Here is a 22,483-nt window from a genome sequence, read left to right as displayed (position 1 = left end):
AGAACATTCTATAATACTCTTGTCTATTCAGGATTCAGGTAACTGATACACTTTAACATTAGATCTAGGACTATACATCAAATTCCCTGAGTATTTTTTTAGAGCTTCTTCAAATGCTTCTTTCTTTACTACCCATCTTTGCATAAATGGTTGTCGCTCAAATCTATCTCTGACTAAATTTCGAATTGGTCCATGAAAATATTCAAATTTTGCTACATTATTTCCTTCATTATCATTCCATAGTAATGGATTATCCCTTTGGGGGTACCAACCAAACAGATTTGTCCACATATTAGATGGATAACACAAGATGCTTTGATGAACAAAATCACCAATTCCACCAGATTCATAGGTCATACTGAAAATTCCTTCTTCGAATTCTTGAGGGTCAAACCTATTAACATCGTAGAATGAAGACGAACGTCCATTAAATGTGGATAATAAGCTTGCCTTTTCTAAAATTGAAGTACTTTGTCTTATAGCTGTATCATAAATGAATTTTACATCAAACTCCCGGGAATAAGAGAATATTACAGCTCCCAAAACCATCTCATCCTCACTAATTCCAATATTAGTTAAATAATTAAAATGTTTTCTCAACTGTTCATTATTCCCTATTATCCTTTTCAATTCCTCATCAACTAGCCAACTCTCTAAGCCTCGTGCTGGCGAAGGTGATTTTAATAAAACAAACGGGTCCGAACTAGTTGTGATTGCCTGAGCTAAACGTACTTTCGGAACCTCTAACCAACGCCCCTTCGATAATTCTACATATATTAAGTGTTTAAATAAATTTAGTTCAGGCGATAATATTATTCTCATACTACCTTCTTGTTTATGAACCTTTATTAATTGATATTCGGATTCATTAACACTTTCCCTAACATAGGCTATAAATTTTTTTTCTAAATCTTCAAGGTTCTCGTACGTTGCTGCCTCTAGTAATTGAATTTTACTTTCTATTAGTTGTATACCCTGTACAGAATACAAGGATCCTTGAGATAAATGAGGTATACTCATTAATCCTCTTTCAGTCCCTAATTTTAATGAACTAATTCTTTCTAGAAAAGGGTGTGTTTTAAAACTCCAATTAGGTACTTTTTCACCAGTAGTACTTTGAAGTGCAATGAGCACATTATAAGCCTGAAATTTTAAAACAATATCATCAGAATTGTAACACTTCAATACAATATTCCTAAATGGAAGGTAACTAGTTTTACTTGTTCTCGCAGCATATTCAGCCAGCAAAAGAATCCATTCTTTAGCTCTAGAGTGTAATTCATCAAATCTACTGTCTATAAAACTCAATGATGAGGGATTAAATTTTGCTATCCCCCATAAACCTTTTAATGCTCCCTGTACTCTTGTTCCATTATCAGTTTTAATTAAATCAAACAGATAGTACGCTGCAAATTCTACCCATGAAGTTGGGTTATATTTATTTTTATGAAATTCAATTTCTTTCAAATTGGACAAATGTCCATGTCCTTCTATCCATAGCTTTTGAGTATCTAATAATTGTTGTAATCCTTTTACTATAGCCTTTTCGCCTAAAGGGATTGCGCGATATAGACAAATAAGCTCAATGTTTTCTCCTAAACTTTCCAACCATAATCGGTTATTACCTTCAAAATCTGTTTCTTTTATTAGTTTATCTAAGAGTCCAATTCTTCTTTCATCATTAATTAAATAAATGATTTGTTTATAAGCTTCACCTATCCCGTCATAGGACCAGGAGTAAGTATGTTCTCTATTATCTAGAAGTGATATTAATTTTTCTACTTTTTGCTCAAAACCTGTAGGTCTTTCATTCTGAATTCTTTTAGCAAGTATCTGTACTGCTTTCCAAATAGTTCCCATACTATATAATTCATGTTGTTCTGAAAACAACGCCACTTTTGAGATAGCTTCATTCAAAGAATCTTCCTTCGCATGATTTAGCATCATGTCGTCCACTTTATATTCTTGTAGATTAGATCCTTTATAAGTAACTTCTGTAGAGGTGATATAATATTCAGCCGGTGCAATATCTGTCATCTTTTTATATATTGAATGGCTTCCTTTTTTTATAACTGCATTTTTCAAATTTTCTATATCAAAATGACAACTTGTATCTTGCCAAGCTAATACCCCTGTACCAAATGCCCAAAATCCCAAAAGTTCATCATCTTTGAAATTACTGTTTTTAATAATCATTTTTGTTATAGCCTTGATTAAAGCCGTTGGATTTTCTTTTAGTGACGTGTTTAAATTTTCCGCATTATATAGTTTCCATATATGATTTATGCCTGAAAAAACTGCTGAATTTATTACTTCGTCGGTTATACGATAACCCATTAGGTTATCTCCTAATCGAGATGCCTCTTGAGAGACTTCTAAAAGTGTTTTCCCATAATTTATCCAATAGTTTGCATTACATAAAGATAGTTCTTCAAGCCATAAAAGTGGTTTTTCTAGAGCATCCTCTTTATGATTTACGTAGCTTATCTTTCCCCATCTTACTTTGCTACTTAAGTTCACTACCTCTTCTTCAAAGCCTGTGTCCTTTGCTAATTGAATAAACCTATCAATTATATCTAAGCGTGAAGCAATATCCTCTTGCCACACTTGTCCCTCTTCGCCATTCCAATGATGAAACCAATTTAGTAAAAACTCATGTTCACCGTGATCAGAAAGGTATTCCCATCCAAGCTCAAGCATAAAATTAACCGGGTAGTTACTACAATAATTAATTAAATAGTTATATAAAGTTAAATTGAATGGATTACCTACTGTATTAGAAAGATGGATAATCATTTGTAAAATAAGCTTAGTTACAAAATGAGAACCATAGACTTGCTTAAACAGAGACCTTTCCTTTTTTAATAAAGCTTGTAGTAACCTTTCCAGTTGCTTCTCTGTTATAACATTTTTAACCAAATGAGGACTTTTTGTTAAAAACGTTCTATAACAGTTACCCAAGATTGCGCAAATATTATTCAGTACACTTACATGCTCTTTCTTACTATCATCCTGTCTATTTAAAAAATAATAGTAAACGGCTTCATCAGAAATTGTTCCAGTTTCCAGCTGAGGATTTAGCCATCCTTTTACAAAACTAACAATGCAGTACATATAAATCTTCTTTTCTAAATTAAACGTATCTTCCTGAATAGCACTATAACCTTGTTCTTGAATTAAACCACACCAAACACTGTATACCTCTTTTTTTCCTGTTAGTAATGCATAAGCAGCCGCCTTTATTCTAAATGAAGATGGGCATTTTTCTAGTTTTTTTATTCTTTTCTCTACAACTTTTAAAGTATATGCAATTTCTTCCCATCTCATTTCTTCTGCAAAGTAATCAATACAACTCTCTAGATTACTCCAGATAAGGATAGGAGAAGTTCTTAACTTTCTGGCCCAATTAAATTTTTCATAATTCTTTGCTTCTGCTAGATATCCATCAAAAAATAATGCTAAAGCATGTCTTTCATCTTTTCCCATGCTCTCTTTATCTAACGATTCTACACTCCATAAAATACCAGTATATTGAGTAGCTTTTCCCCAATCTTTGAAAAATTCTTTAATGCTATTTTTTAAGTATTTCTTATCTCCTCTCTCTTCGTATTTTTCTTTTTCAGGCATTACCTCTAATAAGTCCAGAGGAGTGAAGTCATGAAACCAACGTCTTAACAATCCCTTGGCTCTGTTTAATTCATTCAAATGAATTAATCTAAGGGAATCGTCTATTGTATTTTTAAGTATATCAACCTTCCAATTTACTACATTTAATACATGCCCCTCTGACAATAATACTGGTGGTACTCCTGTACTAAAGTTATATTCTCTATCAGTATATTCCATTGTTTTGAAATACTGTGACAATGTGGAAATTGAACAAGATAGAGTATGAATAAGATCCCAATCTTTCGATTTACTAACTACCAATAACGCCTGTTTACATTGATCCAGAAGTTCATCTCTGGATCGATTAAGGGCGATTCCTTCAATCACATATTCTGGTGTGAAAACTTTAGCTTTATCTAAATCTCTTTCACTTAGTCCCAATAATCTAAACAAATCTTGGTGCCTAGCGTTTGACTTGCTTGAATTATTCCAATAATAATCAGCAATTGTGCTAGCTATTTCTCTCAACTTCCTTGTTTCTATCTTTAATTGTTTAGACAGATACACCCTTACATCATTGTGCGTGACTCTAAAACCCCCTTTATCCTCTATAATGAGAGGACTTAAAGATCGAAGTATATCATTCCAATCGTCCGATGAAATTGGTATATCTTGAAATATCCCTTTTAAATCTTTTCCTTCTATTCTCTCACTAGGTAACGTTAAACATGCAGCAACCTTAAACCCGAATAATGGAAATTTTTTTTCAAGTTCAAACAGAGTAGATTTCCATATTTGATCATAGTAAGCTGATACTCCGATGTGAAGCTGACGTTGTTGCAAGCTTTTCTGCAGTAGATTTAAGTCTTTAAATTTTCTTGCTTCATGAACTGCAAATATTGCTGATAATGTATTACCCTCAGCAATATGATTAATTAATCTAGCCGATGAGTCTATATCACTTGTTGGAAAGTCAATGCCTTTTAACATTTCTTTAATATCTTCTATTTGAATTCCGTTTACTACCCACCTTGTGATATTTGATACTTCTTTATCTCTTAACCAAAAAGGATACTTTTTATAATCATCTGCCGGTTGACCAACAATAAAAAAACATACACCCTCCGGAATACCCTCTGGGGGTACTAAAGAATTAAGAAATGAATGATTATCCTGCTCTGCTCTTGCAGCATGATCAATTCCATCAATAGCAATGATGGTTCTTCTGTTTCGTTCTTCACCTAATATATTTGCCAAACGTAAAACATGCTCACGCATTTCATCAGTTGTTAAGAACTCATTCTTGATAGGAACATTATTTTTAGCAAGCCTTCCTTTAAAAAAGCTTCGTAATTGGGTTAATAAATCTCCCCACAATACTTCGGCCCTTGTCATTTGCCCAGCATCACTTGGAAGAGTAGTAGTAGAAGGGGTTATAGGATGATAAGCATGGTATCTAAGGTCAATAATTGGGTCATGCCGATTAGCTAGATAATTAACTATACTTGTTTTTCCAATACCTGGACTACCAGATAGGAATAGGATTTTGTTTGGGCCTTTTAATAACTCTTTAGCTAAACTCTCAACAAAGCTTTTTCTACTGGGAAAGAAAGGCTCTGGAGTACATAATCTATGTTGCCCTATAGAACCTTCAGCAGAGATACTTAATTTGTCGTAAACCATTTCTACAGTTATACTCTCTTGTTGTCCTCTAATAGTTGTAGACCAATCGACAAGGGCGTAATACAAAGAAGGTAGTATGCTAATAGCTTTTTCTCTTCTTACTCCAAATACTTCTGACAATTTATCAATCAATTGATCTTCTAATTCTTGCAAACTAGGTTGTTCCACTCTTATTTCTAAAAGTTTTGAAAACTCCATTTTTTCCTCCAGAGTTTCAAGTTCCTCTAATTGGTTATACCATTCATTCCAAGCACTTTTCCATTTATCACAAAATTTTATATCCTCTATTGATTGAACATTATATAGTTGTTCTTTTAAAATCTTCCAAAAATCTTGTAACAACGGTCGAATGAATTTTTCTCCATCTTTATTTTTCACATTCGATGTCTTAGTTCCATATTTCCTATTGGTATAAAGTATTGGTATACTTTGTTGTCCTTTATTTTTAACTTCCTTCCACGCTCTGGCAAGACTCTTTAACAATGACATACCTTTTTTATCTTCTGAAACTAAATAGCTAAAAGTTATGGTATCGTCAACCCTTGTGTGTTTAACCTGGTAGTATTTTTTCGAATTATTAGTATATTCAACTACTACATCATCAAGACCTTGAGCGCTTGTTGCTTGTAAAGCAACTGAATTTATCCCATTATCTGGATTAATCATGTCAATAACATTTAAAAGACCAATCGACCACTCATACCAGTAAGGATCTCCTATACCTGCTGTATCGTTGTTAGCCACAGGATTTCCACCCTTCAATATTATTTGAAATTTATTCAACTGTTTTACAGTTTTTTGAGCATTGTATTTAATATAAATTCTTCTTTATTTGAAGCTAAATATAAAGCCTCCACATTCTTTCAACTATCTTCTATTGTTTGACCTTTTTTCTAATAAAGTCAAATATGTATAAATGTTTTTTCACCTTATATATTAAGGTTACCATTGTTATTTTACAGAAAGAAAAATAGCTTAACCAAAACTATCCATATAAAATAATTAACTTCATGTATTTAATCACCTTACATTTCAAATTTCCATGTGAAACTTAGTCAGTTTTATTATTTTATCATAGAAAGAGCTGTTGGAGTATGAATGGGGAGAAAAGTAGTTTCAATGAGAAATACATATCCCATTTTAAAAGCGTGTCAGTGTCCGTTATACTTTTTCAATAAAAAAGCTGTAGATTATTTTCTACAGCTTCGATACACATCTAAAATTTTCTAATAACAGCGATTATCCTATTGACTGAAACACATCTCTTTTAGGACATGTTATGAAATAATTAATAGCCAAATATACAAACCAACAAGCGTAATAAACAATGTCGGAATCGTTAAAATAATACCCGTTTTAAGATACGTTCCCCAGGAAATTTTCACGCCTTTTGTTGACAGAACATGAAGCCATAAAAGCGTTGCTAAAGAACCAATCGGGGTAATTTTCGGACCTAAATCCGATCCAATGACGTTTGCATAAACGAGCGCTTCCTTGATTGTGCCAGCTGCGTGTGTTGCATCGATTGCTAGTGCATCAATCATAACGGTTGGCATATTGTTCATAATTGATGAAAGAATAGCGGCAGTGAATCCCATGCCAATTGTTGCCGCAAACAGTCCATGACTAGCCGTTGCTTGGATCACATCAGCCAGAATTTCTGTTAAACCAGCATTACGTAAGCCGTATACAACGACATACATGCCGATAGAGAAAAAGACAATCGCCCATGGAGCTCCCTTTAGCACTTTTTTTGTATGAACCGCTCGGCTTTTTTTTGCCATCATCAAAAACAGAATAGCAATAATACCTGCGATGATCGAAACGGGGACGCTAAAGAATTCCCCAATTAAATAGCCTAGCACTAGCAAAACTAAGACAATTCCAGATAGCCGGAACATCTTTTCATCTTTGATGGCATCCACTGGCTTCTGCAAATCTGCTACATTGTATTTCTTAGGAATTCTTTTGCGGAAATACAGATACAAGACCATAATACTTGCAAACAGAGAAACTAAATCTGGAACAATCATGCGTGATGCAAATTCAGAAAAGCTAATGCCAAAGAAGTCGGCTGATACGATATTCACTAAGTTACTAACAACAAGCGGCAGCGAAGTTGTATCCGCAATAAATCCACTTGCGATAATAAACGGAAAAACCATTTTATCGTCGAACTTTAATGCCCGAACCATGGCTAAAACAATGGGTGTTAAAATCAAAGCTGCTCCGTCATTAGCAAATAGCGCTGCTACAACGGCTCCAAGAAGAGATACGTAGACAAACATACGCACGCCGTTCCCTCCTGCAGCTCTAGCCATATGAAGCGCTGCCCATTCAAAGAAACCAATTTCATCTAAAATTAAAGAAATAATAATAATAGCAATAAACGTAAGAGTCGCATTCCACACAATGCTGGTTACCTCAAGAACGTCTTGAAAATCAACAACGCCTGCCAGTAAAGCAAGGATAGCTCCCCCGCAAGCCGACCAGCCGATTGACAAATTCTTCGGCTGCCAAATGACAAAAATTAGTGTTACTAAAAAAATCAATGATGCTAGTACAACCGATGCCACTGTTTAAACCTCCAATTATTCACAACAACTAATACGCAGTCCTTGTTTTTCTAGCTCTTTTAAACGTTCGTCCTGACTTGGTACAGATTCAAGTATACCCAGAACAAATTTATAGTACTGGCTTTCCTTATTAAGAGAATAAAAAACCCATTGCCCTTTTCTTCTTTCCTTCACAAGCTCAGCATCTCTTAATTTTCGCAAATGTTGACTAATTGAAGGTTGGCTAGCTTGATAGATATCTACGAATTCACACACACAGCATTCATTGTTCTCTATTAATTTCACCATCGAAAGCCTTGTTTTATCTCCCAACAATTTTAAGATTTGGGCTGCCTTTTCAATACTATCTATAGATTTTGTACTCATTAATGAACACCTCCTACTCCCTTTCAGCTGATGTATAATAATGGGCTTATGTATTAATGCTTCATTACTATAATTGATTTCTAACTGATTTACAATTTTTTAGTGAACTAAAAGTGATTTAGTAGTTGTTTAAGGATTGGATTTAAGGAAGTATTTTCCCTACTAATTTAAGTCAAATCTAGCATACGATACTATAGGTATGTTTTCTCGTAAAAATGCTCCTAATGTCCTTGGACAAACATACATACTTATTTTGTCTATCTGAATAAAATATAGAGAAAAATAAGAAAGGATGATTACGATTAAAAAACATTATTCCTATTATAATCCGCAAGATGGTAAATATTATGTAGACAAGCCTTACTCTCTTAGAGACGATAAAGTATCCCCCTCTGCTGCCCCTAAAATCCCTTTAAAAAATACAGCCGATAGAGCTTATAAAATCCCTGTATTCCTCAGCCACCCTTCTATGCTTAATGCTACTCAAACAAGATTTCTTAATCGTTTAATTGATGAAATTGAACGTGCTCTTCTTTTCCCTCGTACACTGCCTGATACGGAGCAATATCCTAATAAAACGATTACAAGCGTTCGCCGAATGATCCTCTCTAGCTATGGATTGATTGCGGTGAATATGCAGCAAGTCTTCGCCAATTATACCATGACGAATATTCCCGGCGGTACACCTCCGCCACCATCATGGGAAGGTGCTCCGTTTTTACAAATAGAGCCAAGCATGGGTTACCAACGAGGCCTGCCTTTACTTCTTATCAAAGAATCAGGTGTCAATAGTATAGGCGTATGGAATCCATCAGTAGTTCCGTTCTTTATCATTGAATGGGATTCTTCAAAGCCGCTTGATGAGTTTTTTAACCGTGTTGAATGGAGAGAAATATTTCAAAACTGGATAGCTCAAGTGCGAAATGGCTATTTTATTCAAACACAGCCTTCCTATCGATACGGCCCGGATGATTTATAGAAAGAGTTTCAACCGAAAAGCACTTTCGAAAGCTATTTCTATAAAACAAGTTGGAATGCGAGGTGAATATAATTGACTTTAATTAATAGTGGGACATGCGTAGGAGTTCTATATCGAGCTAATGCCGGTGCCTCTTGCAGAAACGGGTACTGTGTTCATAATGGAAGATTAGTAGGGGGCGTCATAAGCTCAAATGCCGGTATCTTAACGGTTACAAGAAGCATCGATAACACAAAGTTACAGACTTATAACGGTATTCTACTTAGCCACCGAGCCGTAAACCGAACGACAGGGCAAGTCACGCAGCAATATTTGTATTTTAGAAAAAATCAATTGGAAAAAGTAGAAGTTACGCCTTATACACAATATAGTGACCCTAGTTGCCAAAGAGAAAATCATTACAACATTCCCAATGTTATCTACCCCGGTGAATGTGTAGGAATCAGATATCGGTCAGGAGATGAATGGCATATAGGAAACGGGCGATATCTATATTGGACAGGCCAAGTGAATCACTGTATATTTGATGAACGTCCGCAAAGTACAAATAGACAATTTTTACGTCAGATTTGGTACGTACACTGGATACTTGACCCAAAAAACGAACGAAATATTATACCTCAAAAGACCTCCAGAGGACCTGGATCTCCAAGAGGTGAACGTAGAATTTATGCTTTTAAAAATGTAATTCCAGCTAACGGTGAGACCGTCCTTGTAAAAGCTGCTTCTCCTGTAAATTCTGCTTCTTGGCCTTTTCGTATTATCTATCAGTGAGAAAAATAGAGAATAATGCTTCGTTCAACTATAACTTCCAGCCTCCATCAAGTTTCTTTTCAACATTCCACAAATAATGTGAATGCCCATCCAAATATTACTGACTACCAGTTAAATGGGCATTTTCTTATGATTTTTCTGTTTTTTATTTGTACATATGGTTCGCTTTTTCTCTTTTTTGTAAAAAAATAGAGGCACTAATCCAAGAAGTAATTGGAATAATAATGGCTACACCAATACCTCCGCTTAAGATAGAAATGACTTCTGCACAAAAGGTTTTTGAATTGATAATATCTCCAAACGAATACGACAATCTCTTAAACCATATAATTAAAGTCAAATATCCCCCTACAAATGCAAAATACAGTGTATTGGTTGTGGTGCCTAAAATATCTCTTCCAATTTTCAGTCCTGAATTAAAGAGACTTTTTTTAGTTACGGACGGATCATGAACAAATAATTCATTCATAGAAGATGAAATAGATAGCGAAATATCAATAATCGCTCCTATGGCTCCCATAATAATTGTACAAATGGCTATTTTAGCAAAGTCAATTCCCACGTAAAGTGAAAAAGCGTTAATCTCTTCTTCTTGTTCTTCGCCGAACCCTTGAATCATGGCATGATGTTCAATGATAAAAATAAAGAGTACTAAAACGGCCAAGGTAATAATCGTTGAAACAAACGCAGCAAGCGTTTTATGATTGAATTTATTAATATAAAATAAATTAATGCAGCTAATGATTGTACAAGCGATTAACGTAACAACAATCGTATTTTTTATAGACAGCATAAAGAGAATGGTGAGAAAAATAACGCCAAAATTCAAGAACAGCGCAAGGAAAGACCGGATTCCTTTTTTTCCGCCCACAATACTCATCAGAATAAATAAAATAAGAGCAAGCAATAGTAAAACGTTCACTTTCTGTTCCCCTTTCTAAAAATAAAAAGAATCGAAAGATAGAGTGTAATGGGAATCGTTAACACAATACCAATGCTGCCAGTAAGAGCACGGATTAACTCCAAGGAGAAATTCATCGAAAACGTATATCCTAAAGGAGAGCCATTCTTTAAATAAAGAAGAACCATTGGGATTGTTCCGCTTATATATGAAAAAAATAAAATATTCGTCATAGCTCCCATGATGTCTCCGCCAATTTCTTTGCCTGATTTCAGTAAATCTTTGCGCGCAATCTCTTTATTTTTTTCATATAGTTCATAGACAGAAGAAGTAATCGTAATCGCTACATCCATAACAGCTCCTAAAGATCCTATTAATACCTCACTCATAAATATTTTTTGAGGAGGAATCGTTACAAACTCCATTCCTTCATAATGAAGGCCATTAGAATCTGTCAGTTGCATGACACCATACGCGATTAAAAGAGAAACAAATGTACCTATTAAAGTTGAAATAATCGCTACATGCGTTTTTTCTTTATTACCGCTTACTAATAACAAAGAAATAACCGTAAAAAGAACGACAGCTACCATACATACAGCTAGCAAGCTCACATTTCCTAGTGCTAAATATACATTGAGGGCCCCGATTAAAAGAACAATATTAATAAATAAGCTAATGATTGAATAAAAACCTTGTTTTCTTCCAATAGCCAGCAAAATTAATATAAATAAACCAGCGACAGCGGTAACCTGCTTGTCCCGCTTCACTCCTTCAATCGTTCCATTTAGAGCATGCTGTGAATTCTTTTCTAAGGAGACAAAAAGATCTGTTCCGACAGTATACTTTTGATCATAAGCACCTGAATACGAGTACGTATTCTCTAAATGGATAAGCCTTCCTTTATATTTTCCGTTCATTATTTTAGCAACAATTTCCTGAGAGTATACGGTATCTTTGTTATGATTTAAATCAGCAGATTTGTTTTTTTCTACAACATTCGTCTTCACTACCTCAGCTATTGGTTTTTTATAAAGAGAATAATTGTGGTTTGTTACAACGAGCGCTATACACAAACAGCAAATCCCTAATATGTAGAGAAAAATTTGTTTCCGTGATGACTTATTGGACTTTATTTTCGAAAAAAGGTTCCTTATGTGCTGAGCATACAAAGTAGACATAAATACTTTCCTTTCTGGTTATCAGTTGAACGCAGAGCTTTTGAACATGAAGAGACTGCAAAGAGATCCAAATTCCCTTTGCAGTCTTTTCATTCGTTTATTATGAGCGTTATAGAGCAAGACATACTCCAAGTACACAAGACGCTTAAACCTACTGTTTTTTCCCTTCCGTACTGTATCAGAGAAAAATGAAATTATAGTGAAAACATAGAACGATTTATCTACTTCACTAGTTTTTTATGACTATCTTATATAATCATAGGAATATAAAAACAAATAGAAAACTGGCTGCGCTATAATAAGTTGACTTTATAGCTACTAATTAGTTATAAAGCTCATGAAAAGCGACAAATAGTTGCTAAAAACAAGGAGGTTATTTCATGTTAACGAAAAAAACACTTGTCATGCTTTCTACTCTTACGCTTGCAACAACATGCGTAGCATTCAGCACTCCAACTACTGAAGCAGCTGCTAAAGATGCCTACTCACAAAAAATTGAAGCTAAAGCAGAAACGAGGCCTACGCTTCGTAAAGGTTCCCACTCTAGCTACGTAAGAGACTTACAGCAAAGTTTAAAGGATGTGAAGTATAACACATCAGTTGATGGCATTTTCGGTACGCGAACGCAAAATGTAGTAAAAGAATTTCAAACCGATCACCGCTTGTCTCCAGATGGTATTGTTGGTCCCTTAACATGGGCAGCTTTAGATGAGAACAAGGTAGAAAGAAAGCAATTTCCTGTCAGCACGGCTATTGCATTCGGTAAAAAAGAACTCGGTGACAACATTGTCTTCAGTACAGACGACCGCTTACGGAAAGATAACAACGATAAAGCTTACTATAGATTCGTAGCAAAAAATAAAGACTGGATGGATCAAGGGGGATCAGGTACCATAGGCTGGTATCATATTTACAAAAGTGGAGATGTGATTGAAGAATCCAATTAAATCTATTTGCAGATAACGGTTCGAAAAAAGCCTTTATAATCACTCTTTTGAGTGATTTACTGCCCGCCTTACAGAATGCTAAAATTTAAAGGAATCATTCCGTAGGTATTTTACTTGAACAAGAACAGCTGCTACTCCCCGTAGCTGTTCTTGTTATTTTTTTAAGTAAACATACAAAAAGCAGCATGTAAACATTCCACACGCTGCTTTTTGCAATTACATGGCTACTCTGCGGGTCGAGGTCCTGCTTCTCGTCCTGAGCTTTCTACCGTTAGTATTGGCCGAACGGTGACATCTTCATTTACACGAATTTGGCATGATAAGCGCAAATGATCTTCAATTGAACTTTCTGAGTATGCATTTTTCTCTGCGTTTGTTAAGTCACAATATTCACCTTCGAGCACTTCTACCCTGCAAGTTGTGCATTTGGCTTTTCCGCCGCACCGATGAAGAATGTTTATACCGTTGTCTTCAAGTGCCAAGACAAGCTTTTTTCCTTTTTCCACTTCAAAACTTCCGTGTCCTAAAACGGTTACTCTTGGCATGTATCTCCCTCTTTCCCTCTACTGTGTACAAGCGATTTGAATTACACTCTATGCAGTTTTTTTATTGCATGCCTAAGTTGCAATCCATTATTTCTACTGATTGCGACGTCTGTTGTACGTTGCAAGCTCCTTTTACATGCCTAAATCCAATTAAGAAGACCATCATTTTGTAATACGGCCACTAAAACGACAAGCCCAAGTATAATAACAGGTATCAGTGCTTTTAAAATTTGGTACTTAGATAATTCTATGCGCTGAGGTTCCTTTAACAAATGACTTTGATTTAACTCAGTATTGGTTTCACTTTCTTTATGATTCATGTTCCTCTGCCTTTCTATTTTTTATAGTGCGATTCATGTCTACTTCTGCTGAAATCACAAAAATAGACATAGAATTTCTTCATAAAAACCATCTTAACCTTTTTAAGAACATGCTATACCAACAATGCTATTTTAAAACAAGTCCCTATCGCATGTTTCAAACAAACAAACTCACCTTGTTTCTTTTCTTAATAGCGTCAGATCAGAAGACTAGACTTTTTCACATGACTAAATGCATGAGCAAGGTCGTTATTTATAATCAAAAGTAAAACCCCATAACGAGTCATGGGGTTTTACTTCGTACGTTGATTTTTTGGAATTTTAATTTGTTTAATATCTCCCAGCACGTAAATATAAAAAATTAACCCTAGCAACAATACAATTCCCGCTACAATAAAGCTTAGATTAAAAGAACCAGTTTTATCCAAAAGATATCCCGTTAAAGCTGTAGCTATAATTCCACCAAACAAATTATTAGCTAAATTAACAATAGAACTGAGAAGAGAAATAGAGCCTGCAGGCGCAATTTCAGCGGAAATAGACCAGCCGATTGGTGCCGTTGCAGATATACCTGCCAGTCCAATCGAAATACAAATCATCGCTACGACGACATTATCGGTGAAAATAGAGCCTAAAAACACAAACCCTAAGCATAACCCTACTACAATGATCGTACGATATACGTTTTGACTGTTATACCCTTTTTTTATAAGGTAATCAACAAGCCATCCGCCAACTAAAATGCCAGCAAATGTAGCAATTAGCCAAGGTACTGCCGTAAGCAGGCCCGATGACATGATATCCATACCGTATTTTTCTTTTAAAAAAGTTGGCAGCCACGTTAACAGTAAATTAAACGTATATCCATAGCCTGTAAACCCAATCATTAGCCCCCAAACTTTCCGATTCGTAAATAATACTTTTAAGGTATGTAAAAATTTTGATGTTTGCTCATCGTTTGCATTTAGATTATTTTCTTGAATATACTTCAACTCATCATCTGATATGCGTCTATGCTTTTCTGGCTTTTCGTAATAAAACCAAAACAGCAGCGTAAACAGCACGTTTATAATTCCAATGGATAAAAATGCTGTGCGCCAATCAAATTTGGTGATGAGAAATGCTACAAGAGGCGCGCCAAGTACATTTGAAAATTTGGCCGCTGAATCAAACAAAGAATTTGGTAAGCTTCTTTCATTTGGAGGAAACCATAGCGACGTAGCTTTTGATGCTGCCGGAAATGCAGAAGCACTCATTATTCCTATTAAAAACCGGATAATATAGAGAAGAAGTTTTCCTTGCAAAAAAGCCATCGACATCGTTAATAAACTCCAAATCACCATACCGACTCTTGTCACCCATGCTACTCCGAACCGATCAAGTAAGCTTCCGGCAGGTATTTGCATGATCGTATAAGAATACGTATAAATAGAAAAGACAATTCCGAGCTCTGTTCCCGTTAAGTGAAATGCATCTTGTATTGCAGGAGCGGCCACTGACACCGCTACACGATCAAAATAGTTTAAAATAATCATACTGCTTAACAAAGATGAAATGAACCATCGTGTGCGTCCTGTTCGCTTTACTGTATGTTCACTCATAGCTAGCTCCTTTCATCAGTAGTTTGTTCGTTTTATTACCGTAGCATTCTACTTAATACCGCAACTTCTTTTGAAAGAAACATGAGTTTTCTTCATACATCATGTCAGAAATTCATCATTATAAAACATAAAACAAGAAGCGAACAAAAAAAGCCTAAGAATACATCTATTCTTAGGCTTTTCTCGCTAACAGTCTATTTGGTTGAAAGTTCACTTTCGGTTACCCACTTATGATTTTTCACTTTCTCTCCGCCTGTAGTCGGCGTGTAGTCTACCATATATACCGTTGTTTTTTCGGCTGAATCGATCGTTGCTTTTGCCCCTTTCATACCTTTCATATGATCTGCTTCAAGCGTCACTTCGCTACCTGGCTTTAACTGTTCGTTACCCGCATCTTTTATTTCTTCTTGAATAACCCACTTATGATTTTTTACTTTTTTTCCGCCAGTCTTTGGCGTATACGAAACGGTATAGGCCGTAGTGGCGTAAGCACCAACAATTGTTGCTTCAGCCCCGTTCATGCCTTTCATATGATCTGCTTTTATAACGGCTTTATCTCCAACTTTATATGTTGGATTCTCAGCTTGCTTTAATCCTTTTGGAACCTCTCCTGAACTAGAGTGATTCATCTCTGAATGATCGTGCATGGATTCGTTTTTGTCAGTTGAAGGCTTTTCATGACTAGAATCGTTTCCGCATCCGCTTAGTCCAATAATGACAGATGCACCAAGAATAAATAGCTGTTTTTTCATAACAGTCCCTCTTTTCCACATAATAAATTTTAAAATAAAAATCATTTAATCCTTAAAAACAACTTATCTTTGCCTACTCTTCTACTTTTCTTTATTGTAGCCAGACTTTGTGCAGATTTTGTGAAGATGAAGGTAATTGGGTACAAAAAATTCCTGTGCCTAAAAAAGGCCTTCGTATGAAACACTTACCACAAGGAAAAAGTATAAAAATAAAAGGAGGAAAGAAACATGCTAAAAATACGCTTTGCTCTATCCTCACTCTTACTTGCGTTTAGCTTGGTGATGGGAGCCCCCTTTGCTTCTGCACACTCCACGCTCTCATCCAGCGTACAAAAGATAGAAGTAACGTCCATTAAAATGAAAACGCTCAAAACATTTATCGATGAACAAGATATGAATGCATTCACCAATAGTATAAAAAAGGCACAGCATATGAACATTCTCTTAGATGAAGAATCTGCTGGGAGTATTGATTGCAAAATGACCATTACCTATGGAGATGGTTCTAGCCGTCATTATTTCATTTGGATTATGGATGATGGACGCGATGTGTTAATTGCTCATCAAAAGTATCCCGAGGACCTTCATCTTAAAGGGTATGAATTAAGCCAAAAAAATTCCTTGCACCTAACAAAGCTGCTAAAGAATATTCTTTAGCAGCTTTGCTTTTGGATCACTTTCACCGAGAGTGGCTCGATGACTCCAATATTTTTTAGTTTATATTGCCCACATAGCATATACTGCTATGACTGCGAGCACGTACAAAATAGCTGAGATGATCCACTTTTTCATATCTTATAGCCTCACTCTCTGCAATCGCAGTGCATTTAATACAACCGATACAGAACTAAAGGCCATCGCGGCTCCAGCGACCCAAGGAGCTAACAGCCCAACTGCTGCAATTGGAATACCAAGGGTGTTGTAGCCCATTGCCCAGAATAAGTTTTGCTTAATATTAGAAATCGTTTTTCTACTCATTTCAATCGCATCTGCAATGCTCATCAAGTCTCCTCGCATCAGCGTAATATCAGCGGCTTCCATCGCTACATCCGTTCCTGTTCCGATGGCCATTCCAATATCAGCTAACGCAAGTGCAGGAGCATCGTTAATACCGTCTCCTACCATTGCGACTTTTTTACCTTGCTGCTGAAGCTTTTTCACTTCTTCTGCTTTTCCTTCTGGCAACACTTCTGCTATAACATGCTCAATACCCGCTTGCATCGCAATAGCCTGAGCTGTTTGACGATTATCACCTGTAATCATCATCACTTCTAAGCCCATTTCTTTTAACCTGGAAACTGCTTCTTTAGAAGTTGCTTTAATGGTATCTGCAACAGCAAGCATGCCGGCATATTTTCCGTCCAGAGCAACGAGCATGGCCGTTTTTCCTTCTCGTTCTAAATTTGTCATTTCTTCTAAGGCTGTATCAATATTCACTTTATACTGGTTCATAAGCTTTCTTGTTCCCACTAACAGCTCTCGCTCTTGTACAGTTGCTTTTACTCCATATCCTGGAATAGCTTCAAAAGATAATGGGTCTTGAATCTCTATACCTTTATTTTTTATACCTGCTACGAGTGCTTGAGCTAGAGGGTGCTCTGATAAACGCTCAGCCGATGCAACTAACTGTAATAGCTCATTTTCTTTGTATCCTTGTGCAATACGCACATCGGTTAACTCGGGGGTTCCATTTGTCACAGTTCCCGTTTTATCTAAAAGAATCGTATCGATTTTATGCGTTGCTTCTAAATGCTCGCCGCCTTTGAATAAAATACCAAATTCTGCTGCACGGCCCGACCCCGCCATAATGGAAGTTGGAGTAGCTAAGCCTAACGCGCATGGACATGCAATCACTAGTACAGCAATAAGTTTCTCTAAAGCCGGCGCAAATTCGCCAGGCGCAATCCAAATATACCAAACAAAGAAAGTAAGAAGAGCAATTCCGACTACAATTGGCACGAATATACCCGAAATATAGTCAGCTAATCGCTGAATAGGCGCTTTAGACCCTTGCGCTTCTTCTACTACTTTAATAATTTGCGCAAGCGCCGTCTCTTTTCCAATGTTCGTAGCTTTTATTTTTAGAAAACCATTTTTATTGAGTGTAGCTCCGATTACTTTATCTCCAATGTTTTTATCTACCGGTACGCTTTCACCTGTCAGCATAGACTCATCTAAAGCTGATTGCCCTTCAATAATCTCTCCGTCTACTGGTACTTTTTCACCAGGTTTAATAAAAATAACTTCGCCTTTTTGCACTTCTTCCACTGGTATTTCAACTTCCGCTCCGTCTCTTACTACAACGGCCGTTTTAGCTTGTAAGCCCATCATTTTTTTTATCGCTTCTGAAGAACGGCCTTTGGCATTTGCTTCAAACAATTTCCCTAAAAGAATCAGCGTAATTAATATAGCGCTCGTTTCATAATAAAGCTGAGCTGTATGAGTAGATGACCCAAGCGATTTAAGAGAAGAGTATAAACTGTAGAAATAAGCTGCGCTTGTGCCTAGTGCTACTAAAACATCCATGTTGGCGCTTTTGTTACGCAGAGCTTTAAATGCGCCTACATAAAATTGCTTCCCTACCACGAACTGAACAGGCGTAGCTAAAGCGAGCTGAACCCATGGATTCATCAGCATATGAGGCAAAGGAATAAACGATGTAAACGTAAAATGGATAACCATTGCCCATAATAGCGGTACGCTTAAAATCAACGAAAACCAAAACTTCCCTTTTTGTTTACTGAGTTCTTTTTCTCTGTAGCTTTGCTCTTCTTCTTTTTCTTCTGACTTTAGCTTTGCTCCGTATCCAAGTTTTTCAACTCGCTGCGTTATATCTTGCGGAGCTATTTGAGAAGGGCTGTATTCAACAGAAGCAGTTTCTAAAGCAAGGTTAACGCTTGCCTTTGTCACGCCTTCTAATTTGTTTAACCCTTTTTCAATCCGAGTCGAACAAGCGGCGCACGTCATGCCCGTAATAGCAAATTCGGCTTTTTCACTTACAACTCCATACCCAAGCTTTTCGATTTTTTCTTCAAAGGCCTGTGGACTTGTTTTAGACGGATCGAATATGATAGTAGATCTTTCCAAAGCCAAATTCACGTTTGCTTCTTTTACACCTTCTATTTTTTTTAATCCTTTTTCAATTCGGTTAGAGCACGCTGCACATGTCATACCTGTAATTTGCAAGGTGGCTTCTTTTGGTTTATCACCCATCACGTTTCGCCTCCCGTTATATACCTATAAGGGGTATATATTTTTCCTAAATCAAGCGTGCGAAGGTATTCGCACGCGATGCTGTTTATGCTACGTCATAACCTTGGTCATCAATAGCCTCTTTAATATCTTCGACCGTTACTTGACTTGGATCAAATGCAACCGTTACTTTTGCATCTTCTAAGCTTACTTCTACGCTTTTAACGCCATTAAGTTCGCCTACGCCGCCTTCAACAGCTTTGACACAATGACCGCAAGACATTCCTTTTACTGATAATGTTACGTTTTCCATTTCTAGCATCTCCTTTATTTCATTAATCGTTTAATGGTTGTTAATAATTCATCCACTACTTCTTCATCACCAGCTTGCACACGTTCTACAATGCAATGCTTCAAGTGACCTTCAAGCAAAATTTTACTTACACTATTTAAAGCAGACTGCGCAGCTGCGATTTGAGTAATCACGTCGTCACAATACGTATCTTTTTCAATTAATCCTTTAATTCCTCGAATTTGTCCTTCAATTCGATTTAATCGGCTTGTTAGATTTTTTTTCACTTCTGGAGAATGGTGACTTTTTCTTTCACTATTTATCGTACAACATTTTTCTTCACTATTTATGTGATTCGCTTCGACCATCTAACATCCTCCCTTCATAACTTCATCATACTATACCCCCCTACCCTATGTAAAGAGAAAAGCTCGCTTCTGCTTACTTTATCTTTTCACCAATTTCGATAGCTATGCTTATATCATTTTCAACTAACATCAACCCACTTATAGCCTATTCCCCATACGGTTTGCAGGTATTCGTCTACAGGAAAACCCGCTTTTCTAAGCTTATCCCGAACATTTCGTACATGGGAGTCAATAGTACGATCTCCAATCTCCGCCTCATATCCCCACACTAACACAAGCAAGTCGTCCCGGCTGAACACACGATTTAAATGCTGAAGAAGTAACCCCACCAATTCAAACTCTTTAGGCGTCACTTGAATGTGCTGATTTTTATATTGTAATACGTGGTCTTCCTTGCTCCATACTAACCCTTTGTAGGTGACTTCATGTTTTTCTTTTAACGAACGTCTAAGAACCGCGCTGATGCGTGCAACCAATTCTTCTTCGCTAAACGGTTTAGTAATATAGTCGTCTGCCCCTATATTTAATCCCTTTACTATATCTAACGTTTGGCTGCGAGCTGTGAGCATAATGACCGGTAGATCAGACATCTTCCTTACTTTTTGACAAATCTCCCACCCATCTTTGCTTGGCATCATAATATCTAATAACATCAAATCTGCTTTGTTACCTTCATCAAGATAGCGCAGCGCTTCAGTTCCCTTTTCAAACTTTATACAGGTAAATCCGTTTGGCAGCAGATAAAGTTCTAGTAAATCCAGCATCCTTGCTTCATCATCTACTAATAAAATAGTGGGCATCCTATCCATCCTCTCTTAATACAATCTCTACAGTCGTTCCTTTTCCCGTCTCGCTTGTGATGGTTATTTCTCCTTCATGAGCTTCTACAATCTCCTTTACAATTGATAACCCTAATCCGTAACCTCCGCTTTTTCTCGAGCGAGATTTTTCCACTCGATACAGCTTATCAAATACGTAAGGCAGATCTTTTTCTGGAATGCCTATGCCTTGATCTTTGAGAGTTATTGTCAATGATTCGGCTGATTTTTTTACCATTAAATCGATTTTAGTCCCTTCTTTTGAATATTTCATTGCGTTATCAAGTAAATTGATAATCACTTGCTGAAATCTTTCAGGATCTAGTGAAATATAAAGACCTTGAGAGCAGCTTATGTCCAGCTCCATCTCTTTTTCTTTTAAAGCTAAATGAAAATGCGCGCATATGGTGTGCAAATACGTAGCCAGTTCTACTTTTTGTTTTTGAATAAAAAATGTATGCTGATCCAGCTGCGCCAGCTGAAACAAATCTTTGACTAACTGTGAAATTCTTCCCGCTTCTTCTTCCACAATAGCAAGATATTTATCCCTTTCTTCCGGTGTATTAGAAGGCCTTCTTGCTACGTCTGCATAGCCCTTTAAATACATCAAAGGAGTTTGAAGTTCATGTGAAATGCTGCTTAAAAATTCATTTCTCTCTTTTCGTAACCGCTGCAGCTCATTCGCTAACGACTGAATGGACATTCCTAATTGTCCAAGTTCATCTCTTGAATGAGCGCCAAGTTTCACAGACAAATCTCCTTGACTCAGCTTCTCTGTTGCTTTTTTCATTTTGATTAAAGGAGCAGTTATAAATTTAGACAGAGCAAAAATAGTCACAATGGAAAATAAAACGGACACAGCTCCCGCTACGTAAAAATGATGCTGTAGTCTCGCAATCATTTCGTGAATATCCTTTGTGTTTTTGAACATATAAACCGTTCCGAACTGTTGATGGCCTTCTTTAATAGGTGATGCCGTGGCGATATAAGGTTTGCTTTTCCAGTCGCCTTGCATAATTTCACCTTTATATGTAAGAGACCTTCCTTTCCATTTCTCTACTTCTTTTCTTGCACCTTGAATTAAAGGTCTAGATGAACTGATAATTTCCCCTGTTTTATCCGTTATGATAACATCAGTTTCTGCTTCTGATTCCATCAGTGCAACATGGTTAAGCGTAGCAGAATCATGATGCTTCTCTAATACTTCCCGGTGACTGTTTCCTCTTAAACGCAAGCTTTGCAGCTCCTCTGAAATTCGTGTATTGGCAAGACCGCTATATAAATAGAAAAAGAGAGCGGCTTCAATTAGTAAAATGAACATTAAAAACAAGAGTCCAAGCTTAATAGAAATACGATTCATTTATTCACATCCCTTGCTTTCATTATAAAAGTAATAAATGAAGAAACTGTGCAGAATAAAACATACCTAATTAAATAACGGTTATTCTTTGACATTTTACCACGGGTATCTGACAGCTTAGCGTATGAAGTAAGTTTATCATACAGCAAATTTCGAACTTACGAAGCGTGCAGCAATACATAATCCAAAAGCAAAAAGAGATTGAGACATAACAAAATC

General features: G+C 36.4%; 18 protein-coding genes. 4 read left to right on the top strand and 14 right to left on the bottom strand.

Annotated elements, in window-relative coordinates; all coding sequences use genetic code 11:
* Positions 1–27 precede the first annotated feature (27 nt).
* The 3 genes from LJY09_RS09280 to LJY09_RS09270 form a co-directional block, all read right to left on the bottom strand.
* The gene (locus LJY09_RS09280) at positions 28–6,036 is read right to left on the bottom strand and encodes an ATP-binding protein (protein WP_228307685.1); all 6,009 of its coding nucleotides are present in this window, start codon (positions 6,034–6,036) and stop codon (positions 28–30) included.
* Between the two features lie 533 nt (positions 6,037–6,569).
* Complete coding sequence (locus LJY09_RS09275; protein ID WP_033578744.1) at positions 6,570–7,868, bottom strand: arsenical efflux pump membrane protein ArsB; 1,299 nt, start codon at positions 7,866–7,868, stop codon at positions 6,570–6,572.
* A gap of 15 nt (positions 7,869–7,883) precedes the next feature.
* Positions 7,884–8,234: an ArsR/SmtB family transcription factor gene (locus LJY09_RS09270; RefSeq protein ID WP_028413676.1), complete on the bottom strand. Its 351-nt coding sequence runs from the start codon at positions 8,232–8,234 to the stop codon at positions 7,884–7,886.
* A gap of 292 nt (positions 8,235–8,526) precedes the next feature.
* Here LJY09_RS09270 and LJY09_RS09265 point away from each other — a divergent pair, with 292 nt between their 5' ends.
* Both LJY09_RS09265 and LJY09_RS09260 read left to right on the top strand, forming a co-directional pair.
* Complete coding sequence (locus LJY09_RS09265; RefSeq protein ID WP_228307684.1) at positions 8,527–9,213, top strand: hypothetical protein; 687 nt, start codon at positions 8,527–8,529, stop codon at positions 9,211–9,213.
* Between the two features lie 72 nt (positions 9,214–9,285).
* Entirely contained in the window at positions 9,286–9,987 is a 702-nt protein-coding gene (locus LJY09_RS09260; protein ID WP_155010197.1) for a hypothetical protein, read from the top strand.
* 145 nt (positions 9,988–10,132) lie between these two features.
* Here LJY09_RS09260 and LJY09_RS09255 read toward each other — a convergent pair whose 3' ends face one another.
* Positions 10,133–10,909: a YibE/F family protein gene (locus LJY09_RS09255; protein WP_155010198.1), complete on the bottom strand. Its 777-nt coding sequence runs from the start codon at positions 10,907–10,909 to the stop codon at positions 10,133–10,135.
* Positions 10,906–11,898 (bottom strand): YibE/F family protein, encoded by a 993-nt coding sequence (locus LJY09_RS09250; RefSeq protein WP_033579521.1) that lies wholly within the window; start codon positions 11,896–11,898, stop codon positions 10,906–10,908. Before LJY09_RS09250 ends, LJY09_RS09255 begins: the two co-directional genes overlap by 4 nt.
* A gap of 551 nt (positions 11,899–12,449) precedes the next feature.
* Between LJY09_RS09250 and LJY09_RS09245 the strand changes: the two genes are divergently transcribed.
* The gene (locus LJY09_RS09245; RefSeq protein ID WP_033578741.1) at positions 12,450–13,016 is read left to right on the top strand and encodes a peptidoglycan-binding domain-containing protein; all 567 of its coding nucleotides are present in this window, start codon (positions 12,450–12,452) and stop codon (positions 13,014–13,016) included.
* 224 nt (positions 13,017–13,240) lie between these two features.
* Here LJY09_RS09245 and LJY09_RS09240 read toward each other — a convergent pair whose 3' ends face one another.
* From LJY09_RS09240 to LJY09_RS09225, 4 genes are all read right to left on the bottom strand, one after another.
* On the bottom strand, positions 13,241–13,561 hold the full coding sequence (locus LJY09_RS09240) for a 2Fe-2S iron-sulfur cluster-binding protein (protein ID WP_014460509.1): 321 nt from the start codon (positions 13,559–13,561) through the stop codon (positions 13,241–13,243).
* Between the two features lie 140 nt (positions 13,562–13,701).
* Positions 13,702–13,881 carry a hypothetical protein gene (locus LJY09_RS09235; RefSeq protein WP_028413682.1) on the bottom strand — a complete coding sequence of 60 codons (180 nt, stop codon included), beginning with the start codon at positions 13,879–13,881 and terminating at the stop codon, positions 13,702–13,704.
* Between the two features lie 293 nt (positions 13,882–14,174).
* Positions 14,175–15,482, bottom strand: a complete 1,308-nt coding sequence (locus tag LJY09_RS09230; protein ID WP_155010199.1) for an MFS transporter — start codon at positions 15,480–15,482, stop codon at positions 14,175–14,177.
* A gap of 194 nt (positions 15,483–15,676) precedes the next feature.
* The gene (locus tag LJY09_RS09225; RefSeq protein WP_155010200.1) at positions 15,677–16,234 is read right to left on the bottom strand and encodes a YdhK family protein; all 558 of its coding nucleotides are present in this window, start codon (positions 16,232–16,234) and stop codon (positions 15,677–15,679) included.
* 228 nt (positions 16,235–16,462) lie between these two features.
* On the opposite strand from LJY09_RS09225, the gene LJY09_RS09220 reads away from it, so the two are divergent.
* Complete coding sequence (locus tag LJY09_RS09220) at positions 16,463–16,891, top strand: hypothetical protein (RefSeq protein ID WP_155010201.1); 429 nt, start codon at positions 16,463–16,465, stop codon at positions 16,889–16,891.
* A 138-nt stretch (positions 16,892–17,029) separates the two neighbouring features.
* Here the strand turns inward: LJY09_RS09220 and LJY09_RS09215 are convergent, their stop codons facing one another.
* The 5 genes from LJY09_RS09215 to LJY09_RS09195 form a co-directional block, all read right to left on the bottom strand.
* On the bottom strand, positions 17,030–19,447 hold the full coding sequence (locus LJY09_RS09215) for a heavy metal translocating P-type ATPase (protein ID WP_228307683.1): 2,418 nt from the start codon (positions 19,445–19,447) through the stop codon (positions 17,030–17,032).
* A gap of 85 nt (positions 19,448–19,532) precedes the next feature.
* Entirely contained in the window at positions 19,533–19,739 is a 207-nt protein-coding gene (gene copZ / locus LJY09_RS09210) for a copper chaperone CopZ (RefSeq protein WP_013056613.1), read from the bottom strand.
* A 14-nt stretch (positions 19,740–19,753) separates the two neighbouring features.
* Positions 19,754–20,086: a metal-sensitive transcriptional regulator gene (locus tag LJY09_RS09205; protein WP_155010203.1), complete on the bottom strand. Its 333-nt coding sequence runs from the start codon at positions 20,084–20,086 to the stop codon at positions 19,754–19,756.
* 119 nt (positions 20,087–20,205) lie between these two features.
* Complete coding sequence (locus LJY09_RS09200) at positions 20,206–20,886, bottom strand: response regulator transcription factor (protein ID WP_155010204.1); 681 nt, start codon at positions 20,884–20,886, stop codon at positions 20,206–20,208.
* A gap of 1 nt (position 20,887) precedes the next feature.
* The gene (locus tag LJY09_RS09195; RefSeq protein ID WP_155010205.1) at positions 20,888–22,264 is read right to left on the bottom strand and encodes a sensor histidine kinase; all 1,377 of its coding nucleotides are present in this window, start codon (positions 22,262–22,264) and stop codon (positions 20,888–20,890) included.
* Positions 22,265–22,483: the final 219 nt, after the last annotated feature.

The sequence above is a fragment of the Priestia sp. J2 genome (genome assembly GCF_020790095.1).
GTDB classification, from domain to species: domain Bacteria; phylum Bacillota; class Bacilli; order Bacillales; family Bacillaceae_H; genus Priestia; species Priestia zanthoxyli.
This window is presented reverse-complemented; position numbering and strand designations above follow the sequence as displayed.

Bases quoted from the DNA above. Each gene is read 5' to 3' on its own strand.
- LJY09_RS09265 (WP_228307684.1), top strand. From the start codon at position 8,527: ATGATTACGATTAAAAAACATTATTCCTATTATAATCCGCAAGATGGT.
- LJY09_RS09245 (WP_033578741.1), top strand. From the start codon at position 12,450: ATGTTAACGAAAAAAACACTTGTCATGCTTTCTACTCTTACGCTTGCA.
- LJY09_RS09240 (WP_014460509.1), bottom strand. From the start codon at position 13,561: ATGCCAAGAGTAACCGTTTTAGGACACGGAAGTTTTGAAGTGGAAAAA.
- LJY09_RS09215 (WP_228307683.1), bottom strand. From the start codon at position 19,447: ATGGGTGATAAACCAAAAGAAGCCACCTTGCAAATTACAGGTATGACA.
- LJY09_RS09200 (WP_155010204.1), bottom strand. From the start codon at position 20,886: ATGCCCACTATTTTATTAGTAGATGATGAAGCAAGGATGCTGGATTTA.
- LJY09_RS09195 (WP_155010205.1), bottom strand. From the start codon at position 22,264: ATGAATCGTATTTCTATTAAGCTTGGACTCTTGTTTTTAATGTTCATT.
- LJY09_RS09220 (WP_155010201.1), top strand. From the start codon at position 16,463: ATGCTAAAAATACGCTTTGCTCTATCCTCACTCTTACTTGCGTTTAGC.
- LJY09_RS09270 (WP_028413676.1), bottom strand. From the start codon at position 8,234: ATGAGTACAAAATCTATAGATAGTATTGAAAAGGCAGCCCAAATCTTA.
- LJY09_RS09225 (WP_155010200.1), bottom strand. From the start codon at position 16,234: ATGAAAAAACAGCTATTTATTCTTGGTGCATCTGTCATTATTGGACTA.
- LJY09_RS09205 (WP_155010203.1), bottom strand. From the start codon at position 20,086: ATGGTCGAAGCGAATCACATAAATAGTGAAGAAAAATGTTGTACGATA.
- LJY09_RS09235 (WP_028413682.1), bottom strand. From the start codon at position 13,881: ATGAATCATAAAGAAAGTGAAACCAATACTGAGTTAAATCAAAGTCAT.
- copZ (WP_013056613.1), bottom strand. From the start codon at position 19,739: ATGGAAAACGTAACATTATCAGTAAAAGGAATGTCTTGCGGTCATTGT.
- LJY09_RS09230 (WP_155010199.1), bottom strand. From the start codon at position 15,482: ATGAGTGAACATACAGTAAAGCGAACAGGACGCACACGATGGTTCATT.